Genomic DNA, 21,556 nt, shown 5'->3' on the forward strand with positions numbered 1-21,556 from the left:
CATCCTTATCCTTAATATCCCGCCCGGATTGCTATCGAAGAATATATCTCATAAAGACCTTTTTATAGTCCAAGATATCCAAGGAACTCCTTTCTCAATGCTTCATCTTCAAATCTTCCGCTGTAAGATGCCGTGATGGTGGAACTTCCCGCATCCTTGATACCACGCGAGTGAACGCACATGTGTTTGGCATCAATCACAACCGCCACGTCTTCGGTTTTTAAAGCCACTTTCAGCTCATTTGCGATCTGCATGGTCAGACGTTCCTGTACCTGCGGCCGCTTCGAAAAATATTCTACAATCCGGTTCAATTTTGAAAGCCCGATCACCTTTCCGCTGGAAATGTAGGCAACATGTGCTTTCCCGTATATCGGTACAAAATGATGCTCGCAATTGGAAAACACCGAGATGTCCTTCTCCACAAGCATCTGGTTGTACTGGTATTTATTGTCAAACAGCGTTACGGAAGGTTTATTTCTGGGATCGAGGCCTCCGAAAATCTCTTTGACATACATTTTGGCCACTCGCTTCGGCGTACCTCTCAGGCTGTCGTCTCTCAGGTCAAGCCCCATGATCTCCATGATATGCCGGAAATGTTTTTCTATTAATTCAATCTTCATTTCATCCTCCATAGCAAAGGCATCCTCGCGCAATGGGGTTTCAATGGAAGAGAAGAGATGATCCTCCCCTACTTCTTCAACGTCCAGACTGTCAATTGACGGGATATTCAACAAAGTTCCGTTCTGTTTCATATAAACGTATTTTCAGAGCAAGCTCCGGATCGATTAATTTACGTAGGATAGAATAAATAACAATGGCTATATTTTCGGCTGAGGGATTAAGGTTCCTGAATTCCTCAATGTCCAGATTGAGATTATGATGGTCAAACCTGTCCAGCACATGCTCTTTTATGGTATCGCTGAGTATCTTCATATCCATCACAAAGCCGGTTTGCGGATCAACTTCTCCGGTTACCCGCACGATCAGCTCATAATTATGACCGTGGAAATTAGGATTATTACATTTACCAAAAACAGACTGGTTTTTCTCCTCGCTCCACAACGGATTGTGAAGGCGGTGAGCCGCATTAAAATGCTCCTTACGGAACACCGATACTTTGTGAGACATAGGGTAACCAGTTAGTTAATATTCAACCTTAATGTCGTTACAAAGTTTGTGTCCAACACATTAAGGCTTTCAGAGCCGGCCAAAGAAACGCTCATTTGGATATGCTTACCCAAACTTAACGATTTCACTGAAAAAAATGTTCAAAACTTTTTCTTAATTACATATCACACGCCGGGCTTCCTGTGAAATTATAATTAATAAAAAAAATTAAAAAATACGGTATTTGAATGTAAATTGCGACCTTGGGCAAATAAAAGCCTGCCATTCTGATATTTCACCTATTGCTATATATGCATAGACGAGATTTTATTCAAAAAACTACTCTTGCCGCTTCTGCCTCAGGAATTTTTCCTGAAATTATATTTAACCGTCCCAAGGTAGCAGAAAAAGTACGCCTGGGCTTTATTGGAGTCGGTTCCAGGGGCCGAAGCCATGTGGAGCAGGCCCTATTCCGAAGTGACGTAGAAATTACCGCCATCTGTGATATTGATCCCGAAGCGATTGCTAAAACGCTGGAAATGATCAAAAAAGCTGGCAAAAAACAGCCTGCAGTGTACTCAGGAGGTGATGAGGATTTTCTGAACCTGGTGAAACGAGATGAGCTTCAGGGTGTAGTGGTTGCTACTCCTTGGGAATGGCACGTCCCCATGAGCATTGCGGCCATGAAAGCCGGGAAATATGCTGCTGTGGAAGTTTCGGCTACGGTAACGCTCCAGGAATCCTGGGACCTGGTGGATACTTTTGAAAAGACAGGTTCGCATTGTATGATCCTGGAGAATGTATGCTACCGCCGCGACGTGATGGCGGTTCTGAGGATGATCCGGGAAGGATTATTTGGTGAGATGACGTACGCTCATTGCGGTTACCAGCACGACCTGCGAGGGATTAAATTCAATAACGGTAAGCCGGAAGGCAGCGGAGCCGAGTTTGGGCCAAAGGGTTATTCTGAAGCCCGCTGGCGGACACAGCATTCGGTGGATCGTAACGGGGATATCTACCCCACGCATGGCCTGGGCCCTGTAGCGCACTGGCTGGATATTAATCGGGGGAATTATTTCAAGTACCTCACCTCCACCGCAACAAAATCCAGGGGATTGCATAAATATGTGGTAGACCATGGCGGCAAGGATCATCCCAATGCAAAGGTGAATTTCAAACTGGGAGACGTTGTCACCACAGTCATCCAGTGTTTCAATGGCGAAAATATAGTTTTGATACATGATACCAACTCGCCCCGTCATTATTCGCTGGCTTTTCGGGCACAGGGGACCAACGGGCTTTGGATGAATGATGGTGACAGCATTTATCTGGAAGGAATTTCACCCAAGGAACATACCAATGAGCCAGATGGCCCCTATCTGAAAAAATATGACCATCCGCTATGGGCAAAACATGCCAAAGCTGCTGAAAACGCCGGTCACGGAGGAATCGACTATTTTGTGTTTCGTGGCTTTGTAGAAGCCATAAGGAACAAGGTGGCCCCACCAATTGACGTTTATGATGCCGCGGTATGGAGCGCTATCAGTCCTTTGTCGGAATTATCCATTTCCAAAGGGAGCGCGCCGGTTGAGATCCCCGATTTCACGCGTGGTAAATGGAAAACCAATAAGCGGATTTTTGGCTTAAATAACGAATACTAACACTAATTAACTTATACCTATATTTATTAAAATGACAAAAAAGAACAATTACTTGGTTCCAATGCTGGTGATGGCATTAATTTTCTTCATGATGGGCTACATCACTTGGACCAACGGCCCTCTCATTCCTTATCTGAAAATTGTATGTAATCTTGAAACAGATGTCCAGGCATTTTTTGTCACATCTGCCTTTTACTTTTCATATTTTTTTATGCCGCTTCCTTCGGCTGCCGTTCTTCAAAAGCTGGGTTTTAAAAATGGAATGATCGCAGGATTGGTGGTGGTTGCACTTGGTTCGTTGCTATTTATTCCAGCCGCCGATTCAAGAACTTACGGACTTTTCCTTACTGCTCTTTTTATGCAGGGGTCAGGTTTAGCGCTGCTCCAGACAGCCGTAAATCCCTACGTGAGTATTCTGGGACCTATTGAAAGTGCTGCGCAGCGAATCAGCATAGTTGGGCTTGCAAACAAAGCGGCCGGGATTGTAGCCCCCGTGCTTGTTGGAGGAATTATCCTGAAAGGAGCCAGTGATCTTGAAAAAAAATTATTGGTGATCACAGATGCAGAAGAGAAAAATGCAATCCTTTCTGAAATGGCTTCCAGGGTACAAACTCCGTACGTAGCACTGGCAGTAATTTTAATGGTCGTGGCCGTAATCATTTTCTTTTCTCATCTCCCCGAAATACAGGCAGAAGCAGATGTAGACACCAGCAAGGAAGAAAAGAAAAGCGTTTTCAGCTTTCCTAATCTGGTATTGGGAGCAATAGGAATAGTTTGCTACGTGGGAGCAGAGGTTATTGCCGGAGACGGAATTGGACAGTACGGAAAAAACATCGGTATCAGTCTGGATGAAGCCAAGCACTTTACTTCCTACACCATGGGCGCTATGCTTTTGGGATACATCATCGGTGTTATTGCAATTCCAAAATTCCTGAAACAGGAAGATGCTTTAAAGTATTCCGCAATCATCGGAATTGTATTTTGTTTGATCGTGATCTTCACTTCGGGTTATACCTCTATTCTTTTCATTGCTCTTTTAGGTTTGGCAAATGCATTAATGTGGCCAGCCATATTCCCCCTGGCTATCAATGGGCTGGGTAATTTCACAAAAGTAGGCTCCGCACTGCTGATCATGGGAATTGGGCCTGGTGGAGGTTTACTGCCATTGCTTTATGCTATGCTGGGTGGTGAGGTTAACCCGCAAAGAGGATTCTGGGTTGTTATTTTATGTTATGTGTTTATCCTCTATTATGCATTGGTGGGCCACAAAAAGAAAAGCTGGTAATTCATGAAAGTTTCAACACCCGGTCGCATTTGTCTTTTTGGTGAACATCAGGATTATCTTGGATTACCCGTTATTGCAGCAGCCATTTCAAGGCGTATCAGCCTGGACGGCGACTACCGTGACGATGATCAGGTAATATTACATTTGCCGGATCTCCATCAAACAGAATCTTTTTCTCTTAAAGAAACCTTTCCTTATGTAGTACAGAGAGACTATTTCAGAAGTACCATCAATGTACTCAAAAGAAAAGGCCTTACCTTTTCTAAGGGCTTCGAGTGTGTTATCCATGGAAATATCCCTATCAATTCGGGAACGTCCAGCTCATCGGCATTGATCGTTTCCTGGGCACATTTCCTGGATAAAATGAGTGATAATCCGCAGCACTTTACACCAAAGGAACTGGGAGAAATTGCCAACATGGCCGAGGTACTGGAATTTGGTGAACCCGGCGGTATGATGGATCATTATTCAACAGCCATAGGAAATGTCATTTATCTGGAATCCACGCCAGAAATAATGGTGGAAGCATTAACCCCCCAGCTAGGGACCTTTGTTCTGGGAGATTCCCTTGAACCTAAAGACACCCTGGGAATCCTGGCGCGCTGCCGGTATGGTATGGAAGACGTCATCAGGAAAGTTACCGCAGAAGATAGTACCTTTTCTATATTCACCACGCCCTACGAGCAAAGTGCGGCATACAGCCGTTTCCTGTCTGACGATGAGCTGGGCTTATTACAGGCCAACATTGAAGACCGGGATATTCTTATAGAAGGGAAGAAATTATTGTCTCGGCAATCGGTATCTGACCGCGGTCAGTTTGATTCTCATTTCGGAGCGCTGCTTTATAAACATTATAAAAATCTTCGTGACTTTAAAAGGACTTCAACTCCCAAAATTGAACGGATGATGAATGCTGCGCTGGGCGCAGGTGCCCTGGGTGGAAAAATAAATGGCTCCGGAGGGGGCGGCTGTATGTTTGTATATGCGCCTGATCACGCCGAACGAGTGGCAGAGGCTATTGAACGTGAAGGCGGCAAAAGCTACATTATTACCGTTGACTATGGTACGGTGGAGGAAAAGTCAACAGTAAATGGTGGAAAGTAAATAATGGCGGTAAGCAGTTTACAGCGTATATCCCTACCGAAATATGAAGCAACCGACTCATGGTGCGCTAAAACAGTATGGAACGGATAAATTACGGTTGGCCGTACTTGGAACAAAACATAAAGAATCCTGGAGCATATCAAACTCTGGGATTTTTTATGTTTCTGAAGGCATTCAGAACGGATTAGTATTTAAATTGCACCAAAGGCGTTCCGATTGTGTTTTTGTTTTGTGAACTTTGTTTCGGAATACACAGCACACGAGCAAAGTACCCGGTGGCCTGTTATTAAAGTGATGCCGGTAAAAGGAAAAAATACATGGGTATTATAACAACTTCTGAGAAACAAAAGATTAGCTACTGCCCCTCTCTGACCGAATACCGGAGAAGAGAAACGATCACCATCAATATCGGGGATCTGCCGATGGGCTCGGCATACCCCATCCGGGTTCAGTCCATGACAACCGTGGATACCATGGATACCCAAGGTTCAATTGACGAAGTTGTCAGAATGGTGGAATCAGGCTGTGAATACGTCCGTATTACGGCCCCCAGCGTGAAGGAGGCACAGAATCTCGAAAATATCCGCAATGGTCTGCGCAAAATCGGGATCAACGTTCCACTCATTGCCGACATACACTTTACTCCCAATGCCGCCGAACTGGCTGCCAGAATAGTGGAGAAAGTGAGGGTTAATCCGGGCAATTATGCAGATAGAAAGCGTTTCGAGGTTATTGAGTATACCGATGCTTCCTATGCCGCCGAGCTGGAAAGGATTAGGGAAAAATTCATTCCGCTGATTAAAATATGTAAAGAGTATGGTACTGCCATGCGGATCGGCACCAATCACGGATCTCTTTCAGACAGAATCCTGAGCCGCTACGGAGATACCCCGCTGGGTATGGTGGAATCGGCACTGGAATTTCTGAGGATATGTGAGGAATTTCAATACAATAACATTGCGCTTTCCATGAAATCCAGTAACACGCAGGTGATGGTGGAGGCGTACCGTTTGCTTGTTCAAAGGCTTGATGAGGAAGGGCTGAAACCTTATCCCCTTCATTTGGGTGTTACAGAGGCCGGAGAAGCAGAAGACGGGCGGATCAAGTCGGCCGTTGGAATTGGTACTTTACTGGAAGACGGCCTGGGTGACACAGTCCGGGTTTCTCTGACCGAAGCCCCGGAAAAGGAAGCTCCCGTGGCACGGGCGCTGATTGAAAGATATACCCGCCGTAAGCCACATGACTTCATAGAGCCAGTTGAGCGCATACCCATTAATCCGTTCCAGTATACCCGCCGCGAAACAACGGAAGTATATAACCTGGGTGGGCTGAATGTACCGCGGGTCATCGCTGATTACACTGATATAAAAATTGAACACTTGGAAGATCTGAAAAGTATCGGCCATTTCTTTTTGCCGGTACCTGATAAGTGGGCCATGAATGACCAGGGGGCGGATTTCATCTATACCGGGAAAAGACCAGCTCCTTTCATGCTTCCCAATGGCCTGAAAGAGATCCTGGATATTGAAGTCTGGAAGTTACAGGAAGATAAAACCAATAAGTTTCCGTTATTCACTGTGGGGGAATGGGTCGTGACCGACCGTAAATATCAATCCGCTTCTCTGAATTTTGTTACAGGAAATATTCACGATTTTACTCCTGAAACCACTGCAGGGCTGAGTCTGGCGAAAAACGTTGTGCTGATCATACATTCGGACAACAAACATGCTATGGCTGAACTGCGCAGGCTGTTTTTCAGGCTGATTGATGCGCAGGTAAAGATACCTGTTATAATACGCAGGAACTATGCCCCGGAAATTGGTGATGCGTTAACGCTGTATTCGGCAACCGATATGGGAGGCTTACTGGTTGACGGCCTGGGTGACGGCGTATTGTTGTCTCCGGACTTTGAACCGGCCCTTACCACGGAGGGAAAATTAAAGTATGCTGCTACCTTTAACAGTATTGCTTTCGGAATTTTACAGGCGGCGAGGACGCGGATGTCCAAAACGGAATACATTTCCTGCCCTTCCTGTGGAAGAACACTATTTGATCTGCAGGAAACCACTGCCATGATCCGCAAACATACCGAGCATTTGAAAGGTATAAAAATCGGAATTATGGGATGTATTGTAAATGGTCCCGGTGAAATGGCAGATGCCGACTACGGGTATGTGGGCATGGGTAAAGACAAAATTGCGCTCTACCGCGGTCAGGAGGTCATAAAACGCTCAGTCCATGCGTCCAAAGCAGTGGATGAACTGATAGAACTCATACGAGAGGATGGCCGCTGGATTGAGCCGCACGAAGTAGAGGTATTAGTCTGATTTACAACAAATTAATTCAAAATAAATTAAATATTCTGCAAATGAAAAAGTATTTTCAACTTGGGGATGTATTCTATTATTTCGTAAGGGTTTTCAAAAAACCTGATCCGAATGCTCCCAATTCGTTCAATCTCAGGATGATGCATGGGATCAACAGGATCTCAATCATCATGTTCCTTATTTGTATTTTTGTCATGATATTCCGCGCACTTACCAGATGAACCTTGAAGCATTGAGGGAATTTTGCCTGGCACTGCCCCATGTTACCGAAGAGCTACCCTTCGGACCCGATGCCCTGGTCTTTAAAGTAGCCGGGAAAATGTTCCTCCTCACACCACTCGACGAGGTTAAAGTTCAGTTCAATGTGAAATGTGATCCAGAAAAGGCGGAAGAATTAAGAGAAAAATACGCGGACGTGAAACCCGGATATCACATGAACAAAAAACATTGGAATACAGTGTATGCCAGTGGAAGTATACCCAACGAAACCCTGTACACCTGGGTACAGGATTCATACGATCTGGTAGTGGCCAGCCTCAGCAAAAAACAGCGGGAAGAAATACAGGCTTCGCGATAGCCCGATCGGGCTGGAGAAAAAGAAGCCAGGCAAGCAACCCGGCTTCCTGTTTATCAGACTTCCATAATTTATTTTGATGCGGCAGCCTTCATCTCCTCGTCCAGGCGCTTGCTCAGCGTCTCGCAGGTGGCTTCAATCGTATCCGCCATGGTAGTATCATTGGTGGCGGTCAGGAGTGTATCAGCAATACCGCTCATAATCTCGATGTAAAATCTTTTCATTTCAAAAACCTCCATATCCTTTGTCCAGAGGTCAATTTTGAGTGTACCTCTGTGATAATGGTCCCAAACCGCAATGGCAATGGCCCTTGTATCATTAATGCCTTCGTTGGGATTGTCCGTCGCGTTCCAAAAAATCTTTTCCGGTATGTTCTGGTTGTCAAGCTCAACATTAAAGTGTATTTCCGAATTCTTCATTGGTGATGTTAATATTTTACTCAAAAGTAAAGCAATTGGCCGACAAAGTAGTTCCCTGCCTCATCACTTTCCTGCCTGCCCAAAAACTTTTTTCAGCAGATCGCTCACCCTTGCAACAGGATCTTCCCTGATTTTTTTCTCTTCCTGGGCAATTAATAGGTACAGACCGTCAATTGTTTTCTGAGTTGCATACTCCTTCAGATTGGGGTTCACTTTCTTCACCAAAGGAATCTGGTTGTAGGTATTCACGATATCAGCATAATACTGGGTGGCTTTATTTTGTTTCAGGGTGCTGTCAACCACCGGAAAAAAAGTATTGAACAGATCCTGATTGGTCGTTTTTCTGAGATATTGCGTTGCTGCATCATCCTGCCCTTTTAATATACCCAGCGCATCTGTGATGGTCATAGAGGTAACCGCTTTCACAAATATGGGTTTAGACTTTTTTGCAGCATCCTCGGCTGCACGGTTAAGTGCGAGCGTAAATTTGTCTACTTCGTCGCCAAGTCCCATTTTCCTTAACGTTTCCGCAACCTTTTGTGCTTCTGGCGGTACCGCAATTTTGATCAGCTCATTTTTGAAAAAACCATCTACTTTTGAAGCTTCCGCAGAGCCATTGCTGACACCCACAGTTAAGGCCTCTTTTAATCCCTCAACCACATCAGCCTCACTTAATGATCCGCCAGATTTCTGTACGCCACTCAGAATTTTACCCAAACCCGAAGAAAATTGAGCCTGCGAAGCACAGCCCGAAAAAGTGATTAAAAATACAACTGCTACTAATTTTTCTTTCATCAGACTTTCAGTTTGTTAATTACTTACTAAGATTCAAACGTAATCAATAACGATTAATTTTACTTATTTTTGGGGAAATAATAGGTTTGTTATAACCCGGTTTGCTATCTATGAATGCCATTATCAGGGCCGAAATTATTACCATTGGAGATGAAATCCTTTTCGGGCAGATTACCGACACCAACACGCAGTGGATAGGTGCACAACTAACCGGAATAGGCATAAGGCCCGTCAGAAAAACATCGGTTGGTGATACCAAAAGCGATATACTGGACGCACTTTCCGCGGCAAGTAACCGCGTGGAAGTAGTGATTGTCACGGGTGGACTCGGACCTACCAAAGACGATATCACCAAACATACCTTCTGCGAGTACTTTGGCAGTGAGCTTAAAATTAACGAACAAGCGCTTTCCTTTATAACCGATTTCTTTGCCAAAAGAGGGCGAGCAATGACCGAGCTGAATAGACAGCAGGCCGCATTGCCTACCAACGCTGTTTATATTCCCAACCAATGGGGCACAGCACCCGGCATGTGGTTTGAAAAGGAAGGTGTCATTTACGTATCCCTGCCGGGTGTGCCCTACGAGATGAAAAATCTGATGGAATTTGAAATTCTTCCCAGGCTCAAATCCCGTTATCACACCTATGTAATCAAACACAAGTCCATCCGGACCATTGGCGTGGGAGAATCTTTTCTGGCTGAAAAAATTGAAGCCTGGGAAGATGCGCTCCCTCCGCATATCAGGCTGGCTTATCTGCCCCATTTCGGACAGGTGAAACTCAGGCTTACAGCTACCGGCTTGGATGAAAACATACTGGATCAGGAACTTGAGGCTCAGGTAAAGCTTGTCATGCCTCTCATAGAAGAAAATGTATTCGGCTACGACAATGATGAACTGGAAGCAGTGATTGGTTCCTTGCTTGAAACTAACAAAGCAACAGTAGGGACAGCCGAAAGCTGTACCGGCGGATTGGTTGCGCACCAGTTAACCAGCGTCCCTGGTTCTTCCAGATATTTCGAGGGTTCTGTGGTCAGTTACAGTAATGAGGTAAAACAAAATGTACTTGGCGTTTCAGAAGAGACGTTAAAGTTATATGGCGCAGTGAGCGAGCAAACCGCCATTGAAATGGCCGAAGGAGCCAAACGATTGCTAGGCACTACTTTTGCAGTTTCAACCACCGGAATTGCAGGACCCGACGGGGGAACTGCCGACAAGCCGGTGGGAACCGTGTGGATAGCGTGTGCTACGCCTTCCGGAACGTATACGCAATTGCTGAATTTGAAAAGCAGCAGAAAAGTAAACATAGAGATGACCTCATCCTATGTACTGAACCTGCTAAGGAAATCGATACTCAAAACTGAACTGACAGATAAAATCTGAGCAGCAATGACATGTATGGGCTCCAAAACTTGTAACCGGAGTCTTTTGAAAAAATTGACTTATGAGAATAGTAGAAATGGTAATGCCTCCCATGGGCGAAAGTATTTTGGAATGTACCGTACTCAACATTCTCAGAAAGCCAGGGGATCGGGTTGGTTTGGACGATTCCATACTGGAAGTTGCCACGGACAAAGTGGATACCGAAGTCCCTTGCCCTTATAACGGGATATTGGTGGAATGGCTTGTGAAGGAAAATGATATTGTTGAGATAGGAAGTCCGGTTGCCAAAATTCAGGTGCAGGCCGACGGTGTTGCTGATGCCGGAATAACAGGAAAAGATGCCCTGGTTGAAATCATAGAAGAAGAAAAAGCTGCCATAATCATAGAAAAAGAATTGGCAGAAAATGTTTTGACCCAAACACCCGATAAGATAACATATCACGAGCTGGGAGACGCCAGTACCTTTTACTCGCCGCTGGTTTTAAGCATAGCACGGCAGGAGAATATCAGCCCTCAGGAACTCAGCTCCATCACGGGCACAGGTGCAGACAACAGGGTCACCAAAAATGATATGCTGGCATATCTGAAGAACAGGAATATCCCGGCTTCTGGTCAGCAGGTAAAAACACAGTCCGTTAGCGGGCAAACAGAGATTTTTGAAATGGATCGTATGCGAAAGATGATTTCCCAACGCATGACTGAATCCCGCAAAATTTCTGCTCACGTAACCTCTTTTATTGAAACCGATATGACACCGGTGGTGAACTGGCGGGAGGCGGTAAAACAGGAGTATCGCAAAAAATCTGGCGACAGTATCACGTTTACCCCCATATTAATTGAGGCAGTTGCGAAAGCAATCAGAGACTACCCGCTGATCAACATTTCGGTGGAAGGTGATAAAATCATTAAAAAGAAGGACATCAATATTGGCATGGCGGTTGCTCTTCCGGATGGCAACCTTATTGTTCCGGTAATTCACCAGGCCGATCAGTACGACTTACCTGCCCTGGCCAGAAAAGTAAATGAGCTGGCAAAACGTGCCCGCGAAAATAAACTAAAACCTGATGACCTGGCCGGAGGAACCTATTCCGTTTCCAACATCGGTGCATTTGCCAACCTCATGGGTACTCCGATTATCGTTCAGCCGCAGGTAGCCATCATGGCGTTTGGTGCCATTAAAAAGAAACCTGCAGTGATTGAAACACCCCAGGGAGATCTCATCGGTATCCGGAGTATGATGTTTATCTCTCATTCTTACGACCACCGGGTGGTGGATGGTTCCCTTGGCGGTCTGTTCCTGAAACGAGTGAACGATTATCTGGAAAATTTTGATACACGCCGAACCCTGATTTAATGCTACGACTCACTTTGGATATGGATGACGTGATGGCCAATACACATGAGAAATTGGTTAATATCATCCTGAATGACTTTTCTACTTCACTGACTGAGAAGGAATTATATTCCAGAGCTTTAAAAGATCTGTTACACCCCAAGCAACTGACCAAGCTTCATAAAATCATTAATTCCCCCGGCTTTTTTGCTAATGTTGAAGTAAAAAAGGACGCCATCGAAACGGTTCATACCCTTTCGAAATATTATGAAATTTTTGTAGCAACCGCTTGTATGGAATTTCCGAACTCCTTTCGGGATAAATTTGACTGGCTTCACAAACATTTCAGTTTCATTCCGTGGACCAATATTGTTTTCTGCGGATACAAAAACATTCTTTATTCCGATTATCTGATCGACGATCATCCCCGGAACCTTGCCGGATTTAAAGGAGAAGGCATTTTATTTACAGCACCTCATAACCTGTCTGAAACCGGGTATCGCCGGGTATCAGACTGGAGTGAGGTTGCGGAATTATTTTTACCCATTGTATGAAGCTACTACTGATTGAAGACGAGCCCAAAACGGTTCAGTCCATTAAACAGGGACTGGAAGAAAATGGTTATGAAGTTGATATCGCATATGATGGTCTGATCGGTAAACAACTGGCCCGGAATAATAGTTATCAGCTGATTATCAGCGATATAATCATTCCAGGTATCAATGGCATTGAACTTTGCAGGGAGATACGGCTCGCTGGTGACGACACGCCCATTCTGATGCTCACAGCACTGGGAACCACCGACGACAAGGTAACCGGTCTGGATGCTGGCGCGGATGACTATCTGGTCAAACCTTTTGAGTTTAAAGAGCTACTGGCCAGGGTAAGAGCGCTAACCAAACGCGGCAGCAATGTATCCCAAACCGGGCAGATTTTAAAATTTGCAGATCTGGAAGTTTCCATGGACGCCAAAACCGTACACCGCTCAGGAAACAAAATAAATCTCACAGCCAGAGAGTTCAATTTGCTGGTATACCTCATCAGAAATCAGGGAAGGGTTATCTCAAAAGTAGAAATTGCGGAGCAGGTATGGGACATAGGTTTTGATACAGGGACCAATGTGATTGAAGTTTACGTAAATTACCTTCGTAAAAAAATCGACAAAGATTATCCCGTTAAGCTTATTCACACACAGTTCGGGATGGGATATGTACTTAAAATAGAGTAACATGCAGATCCGTACCAGGCTTACATTTCAGTTTTCCCTCTTGGTAAGCGGTATTCTTCTGGTTACTTTTCTTGCCGTTTACTTTTTCACCTACTACAACGTTAATGAGGACTTTTATGACCGTCTGCGGTCCAAAGCCAAATCACAGGCCGAACTCCTTCTGAAAGCACCTCAGGCTAACATTGATATCCTGCTCAAGACGCTTAACGAAACCAACCGCGACCTGATCTACAACGAAAATATCCTGATCTTCGATGAGAAAAACAGGCTGATTTACAGCAATCTAACGAATCCGCAAAGCAAAGGTATCCATGTTTCCAATTTCTGGCTTGACGAAATCCGGAAGTCGGGTCAAATACGCTACAACGACGGCGATTATAAGGTAGTAGGGCTTTATTACCGCTATCCGTTCAACCAGGCGGTGGTTTTGCTGGGCGCTCAGGATTTGTATGGCCAGGCCAACCTCTCCAATCTAAGTACGTTACTCACAGTTTTATTTATTATAGTAACCATTATTGTTGCCATTGTAGGCTGGATTTTCTCCAAAAGAGCTTTAAGGCCAATATCCAATGTCATGAACGCGGTGGAAGGTATCCTGCCACAGAAACTGGATACACGCCTGCAAGTGCCCAACCAGAATGATGAAATTGGACGGCTATCCTCCACTTTTAATAAACTGCTGGACCGGATTGAGACGGCTTTCCAGATGCAAAAGATATTTGTTGCCAATGTCAGCCATGAATTAAAAAATCCGCTTACAAAAATACGTTCACAGCTGGAAGTCAGCCTGTTAAAAGAAAGAACTTCGCAGGAATATCAGCTGACGATCGGGTCGGTGCTGGAAGATATTCAGGAACTGGCACAGCTCTCCAATACCTTGCTGGAGCTTGCTAAAGTAAGTGAAGACCAGCGGGACCTGTTAACAGAAATCATCAGGATCGACGACCTGCTGCTCGATTGCCGACAAACGGTGATACAAGCCAATGCGCTGTTCCATGTATCCCTTAATTTTGAGGAGCTCCCCGACGACGACACCTGGCTTGAGCTTTCGGGCAACTCAACGCTGCTTAAGACTGCCTTTCTGAACCTCATGGATAACGCATGCAAGTTTTCGGACGACCATGCCGTGCGGGTAAGCCTTAAAACTTCTCCCAGGAAGCTGATCGTTTATTTTTCTGATAGCGGCAAAGGTATTCCCGCCTCTGATCACAACCTTGTATTCCAGCCTTTTTTCAGAAGTGACAATACTGCCAGCATCAAAGGTTATGGCATAGGCCTTTCCCTTGTGGACAGGATCATCAAACTGCATAACGGGCACATCAGCATTCAGCCCAATCCTGTAAGAGGAACCACCTTCATGGTAGATTTTTTACGCCTCTAAGCAAATTCTAATTTTGTATTAAGTCCATCTTAAGTATTACATATTTAATTTGTAATGTAGTGATAATCCAGCATAGGACTATCCAAAGATATAATTGAGATTTCATTTTTTGTGGTGTTAATAAGCAAACTTGGCAGGTGTTTCTCACGCCTGCCAAAGTTTTTTTACAACCAACGCGCACTGCCAGCAATCGGAGTTTCTGACGCAGCAGGTAATAGTTCAAGTATCCTCAGCGCCTGGCACACAGTAGCGAAAATCGTAAAGGTTATCCTCCAGGAACAAACAGCTAAAAGCACACAAACCGTGTCAGATTTTCCATAAAAAAAGCAGCCGGAAATTATTCCGCCTGCTTCTCTGATATCTATTTACGATGCTCAGTGCTTCTTTCGTATTTCAATAATTTTCAATTTGTTCAGCAATTTTATTACCGGATAAGTGGGATCGACTTCAAACCACTTTGATCCGAAATTGATGGAATTAGGCCGTTTGTGATGGTTGTTCTGAAATAACTCTCCCATCATCAGAAAATCGAAAATCAGCGAATTTTTGGATCTATCCTGATTGTCAAAATTCTGGTAGCCATATTTATGACCGCTCCAGTTGACAATTGCCCCGTGGATTGGCCCCATCAGAAAATGAATAGGTAAAAGGAAAAAGAAAACCCAGTGCATGTCCAGGTACACATAAGCCAGAATATAAAAGGCCATGTAGACAATACCCCAGCCGATACGCGAAAGCCAGCTGTCGCCCAGTTTTTCTATGAAGTTCCATTCGGGATAATTTCTTTCAAACTGCGCTTCAATTACACGTTTCCGGCTAAGAACCGCATTGTAAATGGATTTGGTTTCCCACATCATCGTAAATACATTTTTGGTATGATGCGGTGAGTGCGGATCTTTCTCGGTGTCACTGAACGCATGATGCATCCGATGCAGAATGGCGTATGCTCTCGGGCTTAAGTAGGAAGAACCTTGGGAAACATAAGTAAGCAGGTAGAAGAAACGCTCCCAGGCTTTACTCATGCTGAACATTTTATGAGCAGAATAACGATGTAAAAAGAAAGTTTGACAGAATAATGATAAATACCAGTGTACTGCAAAAACGGCAAGAACAATATACATGAAGCTAATGGACTAATGAACTGAATGAATACAAATTTAAGCGGAACACATTAAAAATCCACGCATAATTCCATTCAATTTAAAACAAATCCAGATAAATCAGTAAATTTCCCTATTAAAGTTAACGTAACGCTGAATATTACAAAATCATAAAAGCATAGCTGATAAGGTTTGCGCCCATTTGCAAAGCCTTTTTTCGTAGTTCTTCGGGATCATTGTATACACTTTGATCCTCCCATCCGTTTCCAAGGTCCGTTTCATAAGAATAATAACAAACCAAACGGCCCTGCCAGATCAGTCCAAACCCCTGAGGATGCTTCCCGTCGTGTTCGTGTACCTTAGGCAGTCCATCTGAAAAAACATATTTTACCCTGTAAATGGGATGATCAAACGGTAGCTCTACAAAAGACAGGTCAGGAAATACTTTTTTCATTTCACGCCTTACAAACTGGTCGAGGCCATAGTTGTCGTCAATATGCAGAAAACCGCCTGAGAGCAGGTACTGTCTTAAATTTCTTGCCTCGGCATCTGTGAAAACAACGTTTCCATGGCCCGTCATGTGAATAAAAGGATATGTAAAAAGATCCGGGCTCCCCACTTCCACAACGTCCTCAGCCGGGTTAATATTCATTTTAAGCTCCGCATTACAGAATTTGATCAGGTTGGGCAGAGATGTTTTATTGGCATACCAGTCTCCTCCCCCACCATACTTGAGTTTCGCAATTTTTATAGATGGCTGAGCGCTGCCTGTAGTCGCACCAGCTAATATGCCAAGAAGTACTAAAACACGAATAAAGACCATAACTTACTAACCAGGTTAATGTATAAGACCATCAGACAAACTGCGCCAGATTAATGGCATGACAACCCGCAACGGCAGCGGTTTCAGTACGCAACCTTGTATTGCCCAGTGAAACAGTTTCAAAACCGTGACTCATGGCCATTTCTACCTCGGCAGGTGTGAAATCTCCCTCAGGACCTATCAGCAGAAGGCTGTCTTTCCCCTTTTCAATTTTAGAAAAAACATGTGCCGTCCGGTCATGTACCGGAACATAGGCCATAAATTTCTGACTAATATGCTGTTGCTCTACAAACGTTTTAAAGGAATTGACCAATGTAATTTCGGGCAAATAAAATTGCTGGGACTGTTTCATGGCGGCAGCCGCTATCCTGTTAAGTCTCGCCAGGTTTACAATTCGGTTTATTCCTTCGGTATGGGTGTGTTCCGTAACCACGAAGTCAATACGATCCACACCTATTTCGGTCATTTTTTCAACCATCCATTCGTTTCGTTCCGTCTTGCGTGTGGGAGCCACCGCCATGCATACCCGGTAGTTTCTGGGTTTGATATGCGTGCTGTCAATCACATCGTATATCACTCTTTTTCCCGCAACGGATATACGGCATGTCTGCAAAAGCCCCCTGCCATCTGTAACGTTTATTAAATCACGGGTACTCAAACGTAATACTTTTGCCGTGTGCCGGGCCTCTTCTTCATCCAGCTCAAAAATCGAAGGATCGGGCTGATAAAATAAATGCATTCATTCAAAAATTAAATTCCAAAACATTCAATATATCCAAATGTAGCTAAAAATCACGGATGTCCATGGTTCATGCAAAGCATAGTTTTCATACCCTTATAATTCATAACATTACACTGTTTTTCTTGCACTTCGGCAATATATAGGCCTAAATCGTTAAAAATTGAACCTGATTTACGCACTTAAACCAAAATACTTCAGGATATGGCAGATTTCACAACCCGCAAGATACTATTAAAAAAATACATTTTTTACTGACAATACTACCATAAACATTATAATATTTTGCTAGGGGTTAAATTTTATTAGATTTTATTTTTTGGAAATACATATTTGCATTAATATTGTGTCGTTATACTAATTCGTCACCACTTTATCTAGTACTATTATGTCAAAATCCAAGCTGGAATATATTTGGCTAGATGGCTACAAGCCAACCCAAAGTTTACGCAGCAAAACCAAAATTGAAGAGGATTTTAGTGGCAAACTGGAAGATTGCAGCAACTGGTCATTTGATGGTTCATCAACAGAGCAAGCACTTGGCGGATCTTCTGACTGCTTGTTAAAACCTGTTTACATCATCCCGGATCCCCTCCGCAAAAATGCATATCTTGTAATGTGTGAGGTTTTGAATGCAGACGGAACGCCTCACGTTTCCAATGGTCGTGCAACAATTGAAGATGATGATAACGATTTCTGGTTCGGATTTGAGCAGGAGTATTTCCTATGGGATACTGAAACCAATAAACCATTAGGTTTCCCTGCAAATGGTTATCCCGCTCCTCAGGGACCATACTATTGCTCAGTAGGCGCAAAAAATGCGTACGGTCGTGAGATTATCGAGGAGCACCTCGATGCTTGCCTTGACGCAGGTCTCAATGTAGAAGGTATCAATGCCGAAGTGGCAGCAGGACAGTGGGAATTCCAGATTTTTGCAAAAGGTGCCAAAGAAGCAGGTGATCAAATCTGGCTTGGCCGTTACCTTCTGGAAAGAATCGGTGAAAAATACGGAGTTGCTATCAATTGGCACTGTAAGCCGCTTGGAGACCTTGACTGGAACGGAAGCGGTATGCACGCTAACTTCTCAAATACTGCCCTGAGAACTGCAGGAAGTAAAGAAGTATTTGACAAAGTTTGTGAATCTTTCCGCCCTGTGGTAAAAGAGCATATTGAGGTTTATGGCGCTGACAATCACCTGCGTTTGACAGGTAAGCACGAAACTGCAAGTATCAATGATTTCAGCTATGGCGTTTCTGACCGTGGTGCTTCTATCCGTATCCCGGTTCTGGTTCCTCAAAAAGGATGGAGCGGATACCTGGAAGACCGTCGTCCAAATTCTGCTGCTGATCCATACAAAGTTGCAGCTCGTATTATCAAAACGGTAAAATCTGCTTTGTAATCACAAAATGATATAAACAAAAAAACCACCGCTATGGTGGTTTTTTTGTTTATATGAGATACCTAATCAATCCTGCTCTTCACTACCGGTGAACGAATACAGCGTTGTATCCAGCTGAAGGCGCCCTGAATTGAAGCGGATGATAAAATCATTGATCACTTTATCGTTGATCTCGGTTTTATTAAGACCAACTTCCAAGCCTATGCCATATTCAAACTTGTCGTCAACCTCTACGTGCTCACGTACTGTTATTTCCTGATTTTCCTCAATTTCCTCTATAAATTCTGTGAGCAGAATTTCTGCATCTTCCTCTTTCTCAGGGTCAACAATATAACTATCATCACGTTCATCCTGGGAAACGTAGTCAGGGTACTCTTTTTTCAATCTTTCCAGCGCCTCGTCATATACCAAGGTGGAATGGTGCAGGCGTAGGGTATATATCAGTGCATCATAAACAACTTCTTTTTCTTTGTAATAACCCACAAACTGAACATGTGCATGCTCGTTATTTTCTTCCTCATCATCTTCAAACTCATCATTCACATAAATAAAACTGGATCGCTCAGCTTTACATTCCTGTTTTAGCAGGGCAATTTCTTCTGGATCAAATCCCGGATTCATAGTTTTAAAAAAAAGACGTTTTTTAAATAAGTTGTAATTTACTCCAAAAATAGCATTTCGCGGTATTTTGCCAAAGGCCAATCTTCGTCATCTATCAATAATTCCAGTTTATCTACATGATACCTTATTTCTTCGAAGTAACCTTTTACCACCGATCCGTATAATTTGGCTCTTTCGAACAGATTTTCGACACCGTTGGCATTCTTGCGGGCTTCGGTCATTTCCTGTACCAATTTTTTGATCACCACCACATGGGCCGAAATGTCCTTGATAATTTCCTTAATGGGTTCTGCCTCTTCCAGCATTTCAAGATCAGTGAGTGACCGTGCCGTTTGCGCAAGTTTGAACTGGTACTTTACAACCGTTGAAACGACATGGTTAAGCGCCAGGTCCCCTATCACCCTGGATTCTATCTGAAGTTTCTTGACATAATTTTCCAGTTCGATTTCATATCTGGCGTGCAATTCCCTTTCACTAAGCACTCCTATTCTTTTAAACACCTGAATGGTGGAATCGGTAATATAGGCATGGAGTGCGTCATAGGTTTCGCGGATGTTGCTTAACCCTCTTTCCTTCGCTTCCTGTATCCATTCTTCCGAATAACCATTTCCTTCAAAAAGTATTTTTTTTGATTCAGTAAAATACCTTTTGAGAATAGCTACCGTGGCCACTTTCTTTTCTTCTCCCCCTGCAAGGCGTTCATCCATCTCCCTTTTGAATTCCAGCAGCTGATTGGCTACGATGGTATTTAACACGATCATGGGTGAAGCACTGTTCTGGGCACTTCCCACAGCACGGTATTCAAATTTGTTTCCCGTAAAACAAAAAGGAGAGGTACGGTTGCGGTCTGTATTATCCCGCTGCAGATTGGGTATCCTTGTGATTCCCAGTTTATAATAAAAATTCTCTCCCTTTTCAAGTGTAATCTCCCCTTTATTCACTAAATCTTCCAGCATTGCCGTGAGTTCCCTCCCAAGAAATACAGAAACAATGGAGGGCGGAGCTTCATTGGCCCCCAACCTGTGTTCATTTCCGGCAGAGGATATGGATGCCCTCAGCAAGTCGGCATGATCATGCACTGCCTTTACAACATTAAGCAGGAAGGTAAGAAACCGCAGATTTTCCTTTGGCTTCGAGGTTGGCGCCAGCAGATTGATGCCCGTATCGGTAGATAAAGACCAGTTGTTGTGTTTCCCGCTCCCGTTGATTCCGGCAAAAGGTTTTTCATGGAACAGTACCTGAAAATTATGGCGGTCGCCCACCTTCTGCATCAGGTCCATCAGCAAGGCATTATGATCAATCGCCAGATTGACCTCTTCAAAAGTAGGAGCACACTCATACTGGCCGGGTGCTACTTCATTATGCCTTGTTCTGACAGGTATACCGAGTTTTAACGCTTCAAATTCAAAGTCAGCCATAAACGCGTTCACTCTTGGAGAAATGGATCCGAAATAATGGTCGTCGAGCTGTTGCCCGCGTGCAGGACTATGACCAAAAACGGTACGGCCAGCCATGAGCAGATCCGGGCGTGCATAATAGAGGGCTTTGTCTACTAAAAAATATTCCTGCTCAATCCCCAGTGTGGGAATCACTTTATCGACGTCACGGTTGAAGAATTGACAAACGGAGGTAGCCGCTTTGTCCAGCATCACCAGTGATTTCAGCAACGGAGCCTTATAATCAAGTGCTTCCCCTGTATAGGAAATAAAAACGGAAGGAATGCAGAGCGTTTTTCCGCCTGCACCGTTATCCATTAAAAAGGCGGGAGAACTCGGGTCCCAGCCGGTATACCCTCTAGCTTCAAAAGTAGCCCTTAATCCGCCGCTCGGAAAGGACGAGGCATCGGGTTCCTGCTGTACCAATGCACTGCCTTTGAACTTTTCAACTGCTTTGCCGTCAGCATTCAGGTCGAAGAAAGAGTCATGCTTTTCGGCTGTGCTTCCCGTGAGTGGCTGAAACCAGTGCGTATAGTGAGAAGCTCCTTTGGATATGGCCCAGGACTTCATGGCCGCCGATACTTCATCGGCAACTTCCCTGTCAATGGTTGAACCCGATTTTATGGCATTGGAAATTTTTGTATAAGCTTCCGGCGAGAGCAAGGTCCGCATGACATCGTCATTGAAAGTATTACTTCCAAAAAGATCAGCCACTTTTTCGGTAGGAGGTGACAAAACAGGAGCTACCCTGCTCAGCGCAGTCTCAAAAGCTTTGGAACGAAAAGTCATAAAATATTAGTTAAATAGAATTTGATCCCAAAATTATTTATTTCATACGCTTC

General features: G+C 44.1%; 21 protein-coding genes. 12 read left to right on the top strand and 9 right to left on the bottom strand.

The window, feature by feature from the left end; translation table 11 throughout:
• Positions 1 to 62 precede the first annotated feature (62 nt).
• Positions 63 to 752: a GTP cyclohydrolase I FolE gene (gene folE / locus KOE27_RS26615; protein WP_215241904.1), complete on the bottom strand. Its 690-nt coding sequence runs from the start codon at positions 750 to 752 to the stop codon at positions 63 to 65.
• Positions 712 to 1,128 (bottom strand): 6-pyruvoyl trahydropterin synthase family protein, encoded by a 417-nt coding sequence (locus tag KOE27_RS26620; protein ID WP_215241905.1) that lies wholly within the window; start codon positions 1,126 to 1,128, stop codon positions 712 to 714. Before KOE27_RS26620 ends, folE begins: the two co-directional genes overlap by 41 nt.
• Positions 1,129 to 1,418: 290 nt before the next feature.
• Between KOE27_RS26620 and KOE27_RS26625 the strand changes: the two genes are divergently transcribed.
• The 6 genes from KOE27_RS26625 to KOE27_RS26650 all read left to right on the top strand — a co-directional run bounded on the left by KOE27_RS26625 (position 1,419) and on the right by KOE27_RS26650 (position 8,061).
• Positions 1,419 to 2,768, top strand: a complete 1,350-nt coding sequence (locus KOE27_RS26625) for a Gfo/Idh/MocA family protein (protein ID WP_215241906.1) — start codon at positions 1,419 to 1,421, stop codon at positions 2,766 to 2,768.
• A 31-nt stretch (positions 2,769 to 2,799) separates the two neighbouring features.
• Positions 2,800 to 4,053: a sugar MFS transporter gene (locus KOE27_RS26630; RefSeq protein WP_215241907.1), complete on the top strand. Its 1,254-nt coding sequence runs from the start codon at positions 2,800 to 2,802 to the stop codon at positions 4,051 to 4,053.
• Positions 4,054 to 4,056: 3 nt separating this feature from the next.
• On the top strand, positions 4,057 to 5,157 hold the full coding sequence (locus tag KOE27_RS26635; RefSeq protein WP_215241908.1) for a GHMP family kinase ATP-binding protein: 1,101 nt from the start codon (positions 4,057 to 4,059) through the stop codon (positions 5,155 to 5,157).
• 317 nt (positions 5,158 to 5,474) lie between these two features.
• Entirely contained in the window at positions 5,475 to 7,484 is a 2,010-nt protein-coding gene (ispG, locus tag KOE27_RS26640; protein WP_215241909.1) for a (E)-4-hydroxy-3-methylbut-2-enyl-diphosphate synthase, read from the top strand.
• Positions 7,485 to 7,525: 41 nt separating this feature from the next.
• Complete coding sequence (locus tag KOE27_RS26645) at positions 7,526 to 7,705, top strand: DUF6728 family protein (RefSeq protein WP_215241910.1); 180 nt, start codon at positions 7,526 to 7,528, stop codon at positions 7,703 to 7,705.
• Positions 7,702 to 8,061, top strand: a complete 360-nt coding sequence (locus tag KOE27_RS26650; protein ID WP_215241911.1) for an MmcQ/YjbR family DNA-binding protein — start codon at positions 7,702 to 7,704, stop codon at positions 8,059 to 8,061. The genes KOE27_RS26645 and KOE27_RS26650 overlap by 4 nt, the downstream gene beginning before the upstream one ends.
• 68 nt (positions 8,062 to 8,129) lie before the next feature.
• Here KOE27_RS26650 and gldC read toward each other — a convergent pair whose 3' ends face one another.
• Together gldC and KOE27_RS26660 are read right to left on the bottom strand one after the other, a co-directional pair.
• Positions 8,130 to 8,477 carry a gliding motility protein GldC gene (gene gldC, locus KOE27_RS26655; protein WP_215241912.1) on the bottom strand — a complete coding sequence of 116 codons (348 nt, stop codon included), beginning with the start codon at positions 8,475 to 8,477 and terminating at the stop codon, positions 8,130 to 8,132.
• A 63-nt stretch (positions 8,478 to 8,540) separates the two neighbouring features.
• Positions 8,541 to 9,272 carry a DUF4197 domain-containing protein gene (locus KOE27_RS26660; RefSeq protein ID WP_215241913.1) on the bottom strand — a complete coding sequence of 244 codons (732 nt, stop codon included), beginning with the start codon at positions 9,270 to 9,272 and terminating at the stop codon, positions 8,541 to 8,543.
• A gap of 110 nt (positions 9,273 to 9,382) precedes the next feature.
• On the opposite strand from KOE27_RS26660, the gene KOE27_RS26665 reads away from it, so the two are divergent.
• From KOE27_RS26665 to KOE27_RS26685, 5 genes are all read left to right on the top strand, one after another.
• On the top strand, positions 9,383 to 10,654 hold the full coding sequence (locus KOE27_RS26665) for a competence/damage-inducible protein A (protein ID WP_215241914.1): 1,272 nt from the start codon (positions 9,383 to 9,385) through the stop codon (positions 10,652 to 10,654).
• Between the two features lie 61 nt (positions 10,655 to 10,715).
• Positions 10,716 to 12,008: a dihydrolipoamide acetyltransferase family protein gene (locus KOE27_RS26670; protein WP_215241915.1), complete on the top strand. Its 1,293-nt coding sequence runs from the start codon at positions 10,716 to 10,718 to the stop codon at positions 12,006 to 12,008.
• On the top strand, positions 12,008 to 12,541 hold the full coding sequence (locus tag KOE27_RS26675; RefSeq protein WP_215241916.1) for a 5' nucleotidase, NT5C type: 534 nt from the start codon (positions 12,008 to 12,010) through the stop codon (positions 12,539 to 12,541). Before KOE27_RS26670 ends, KOE27_RS26675 begins: the two co-directional genes overlap by 1 nt.
• Positions 12,538 to 13,215: a response regulator gene (locus tag KOE27_RS26680; RefSeq protein ID WP_215241917.1), complete on the top strand. Its 678-nt coding sequence runs from the start codon at positions 12,538 to 12,540 to the stop codon at positions 13,213 to 13,215. The genes KOE27_RS26675 and KOE27_RS26680 overlap by 4 nt, the downstream gene beginning before the upstream one ends.
• A gap of 1 nt (position 13,216) precedes the next feature.
• On the top strand, positions 13,217 to 14,596 hold the full coding sequence (locus KOE27_RS26685) for a sensor histidine kinase (RefSeq protein ID WP_215241918.1): 1,380 nt from the start codon (positions 13,217 to 13,219) through the stop codon (positions 14,594 to 14,596).
• Positions 14,597 to 14,970: 374 nt separating this feature from the next.
• On the opposite strand, the gene KOE27_RS26690 is transcribed toward KOE27_RS26685, so the two are convergent.
• From KOE27_RS26690 to KOE27_RS26700, 3 genes are all read right to left on the bottom strand, one after another.
• Complete coding sequence (locus tag KOE27_RS26690) at positions 14,971 to 15,717, bottom strand: acyl-CoA desaturase (protein ID WP_215241919.1); 747 nt, start codon at positions 15,715 to 15,717, stop codon at positions 14,971 to 14,973.
• A 139-nt stretch (positions 15,718 to 15,856) separates the two neighbouring features.
• Positions 15,857 to 16,519, bottom strand: coding sequence for a DUF4159 domain-containing protein (locus KOE27_RS26695; protein ID WP_215241920.1), 663 nt, complete (start codon positions 16,517 to 16,519; stop codon positions 15,857 to 15,859).
• A gap of 31 nt (positions 16,520 to 16,550) precedes the next feature.
• Entirely contained in the window at positions 16,551 to 17,258 is a 708-nt protein-coding gene (locus tag KOE27_RS26700) for an RsmE family RNA methyltransferase (protein WP_215241921.1), read from the bottom strand.
• A gap of 388 nt (positions 17,259 to 17,646) precedes the next feature.
• Between KOE27_RS26700 and KOE27_RS26705 the strand changes: the two genes are divergently transcribed.
• Positions 17,647 to 18,657, top strand: a complete 1,011-nt coding sequence (locus KOE27_RS26705) for a glutamine synthetase beta-grasp domain-containing protein (protein WP_215241922.1) — start codon at positions 17,647 to 17,649, stop codon at positions 18,655 to 18,657.
• Between the two features lie 66 nt (positions 18,658 to 18,723).
• Here KOE27_RS26705 and KOE27_RS26710 read toward each other — a convergent pair whose 3' ends face one another.
• Both KOE27_RS26710 and KOE27_RS26715 read right to left on the bottom strand, forming a co-directional pair.
• Complete coding sequence (locus KOE27_RS26710; protein WP_215241923.1) at positions 18,724 to 19,278, bottom strand: hypothetical protein; 555 nt, start codon at positions 19,276 to 19,278, stop codon at positions 18,724 to 18,726.
• Between the two features lie 38 nt (positions 19,279 to 19,316).
• Positions 19,317 to 21,503, bottom strand: coding sequence for a glutamine synthetase III family protein (locus KOE27_RS26715; protein WP_215241924.1), 2,187 nt, complete (start codon positions 21,501 to 21,503; stop codon positions 19,317 to 19,319).
• Positions 21,504 to 21,556 lie beyond the last annotated feature (53 nt).

Origin of the sequence: Dyadobacter sp. CECT 9275, from assembly GCF_907164905.1 — a bacterium.
In the GTDB taxonomy this organism is placed as follows: domain Bacteria; phylum Bacteroidota; class Bacteroidia; order Cytophagales; family Spirosomataceae; genus Dyadobacter; species Dyadobacter helix.

What these genes read in the sequence shown, in the direction of transcription:
- folE (WP_215241904.1), bottom strand. Translation starts at nt 752, where the DNA reads ATGAAACAGAACGGAACTTTGTTGAATATCCCGTCAATTGACAGTCTG.
- KOE27_RS26620 (WP_215241905.1), bottom strand. Translation starts at nt 1,128, where the DNA reads ATGTCTCACAAAGTATCGGTGTTCCGTAAGGAGCATTTTAATGCGGCT.
- KOE27_RS26625 (WP_215241906.1), top strand. Translation starts at nt 1,419, where the DNA reads ATGCATAGACGAGATTTTATTCAAAAAACTACTCTTGCCGCTTCTGCC.
- KOE27_RS26630 (WP_215241907.1), top strand. Translation starts at nt 2,800, where the DNA reads ATGACAAAAAAGAACAATTACTTGGTTCCAATGCTGGTGATGGCATTA.
- KOE27_RS26635 (WP_215241908.1), top strand. Translation starts at nt 4,057, where the DNA reads ATGAAAGTTTCAACACCCGGTCGCATTTGTCTTTTTGGTGAACATCAG.
- ispG (WP_215241909.1), top strand. Translation starts at nt 5,475, where the DNA reads ATGGGTATTATAACAACTTCTGAGAAACAAAAGATTAGCTACTGCCCC.
- KOE27_RS26645 (WP_215241910.1), top strand. Translation starts at nt 7,526, where the DNA reads ATGAAAAAGTATTTTCAACTTGGGGATGTATTCTATTATTTCGTAAGG.
- KOE27_RS26650 (WP_215241911.1), top strand. Translation starts at nt 7,702, where the DNA reads ATGAACCTTGAAGCATTGAGGGAATTTTGCCTGGCACTGCCCCATGTT.
- gldC (WP_215241912.1), bottom strand. Translation starts at nt 8,477, where the DNA reads ATGAAGAATTCGGAAATACACTTTAATGTTGAGCTTGACAACCAGAAC.
- KOE27_RS26660 (WP_215241913.1), bottom strand. Translation starts at nt 9,272, where the DNA reads ATGAAAGAAAAATTAGTAGCAGTTGTATTTTTAATCACTTTTTCGGGC.
- KOE27_RS26665 (WP_215241914.1), top strand. Translation starts at nt 9,383, where the DNA reads ATGAATGCCATTATCAGGGCCGAAATTATTACCATTGGAGATGAAATC.
- KOE27_RS26670 (WP_215241915.1), top strand. Translation starts at nt 10,716, where the DNA reads ATGAGAATAGTAGAAATGGTAATGCCTCCCATGGGCGAAAGTATTTTG.
- KOE27_RS26675 (WP_215241916.1), top strand. Translation starts at nt 12,008, where the DNA reads ATGCTACGACTCACTTTGGATATGGATGACGTGATGGCCAATACACAT.
- KOE27_RS26680 (WP_215241917.1), top strand. Translation starts at nt 12,538, where the DNA reads ATGAAGCTACTACTGATTGAAGACGAGCCCAAAACGGTTCAGTCCATT.
- KOE27_RS26685 (WP_215241918.1), top strand. Translation starts at nt 13,217, where the DNA reads ATGCAGATCCGTACCAGGCTTACATTTCAGTTTTCCCTCTTGGTAAGC.
- KOE27_RS26690 (WP_215241919.1), bottom strand. Translation starts at nt 15,717, where the DNA reads ATGTATATTGTTCTTGCCGTTTTTGCAGTACACTGGTATTTATCATTA.
- KOE27_RS26695 (WP_215241920.1), bottom strand. Translation starts at nt 16,519, where the DNA reads ATGGTCTTTATTCGTGTTTTAGTACTTCTTGGCATATTAGCTGGTGCG.
- KOE27_RS26700 (WP_215241921.1), bottom strand. Translation starts at nt 17,258, where the DNA reads ATGCATTTATTTTATCAGCCCGATCCTTCGATTTTTGAGCTGGATGAA.
- KOE27_RS26705 (WP_215241922.1), top strand. Translation starts at nt 17,647, where the DNA reads ATGTCAAAATCCAAGCTGGAATATATTTGGCTAGATGGCTACAAGCCA.
- KOE27_RS26710 (WP_215241923.1), bottom strand. Translation starts at nt 19,278, where the DNA reads ATGAATCCGGGATTTGATCCAGAAGAAATTGCCCTGCTAAAACAGGAA.
- KOE27_RS26715 (WP_215241924.1), bottom strand. Translation starts at nt 21,503, where the DNA reads ATGACTTTTCGTTCCAAAGCTTTTGAGACTGCGCTGAGCAGGGTAGCT.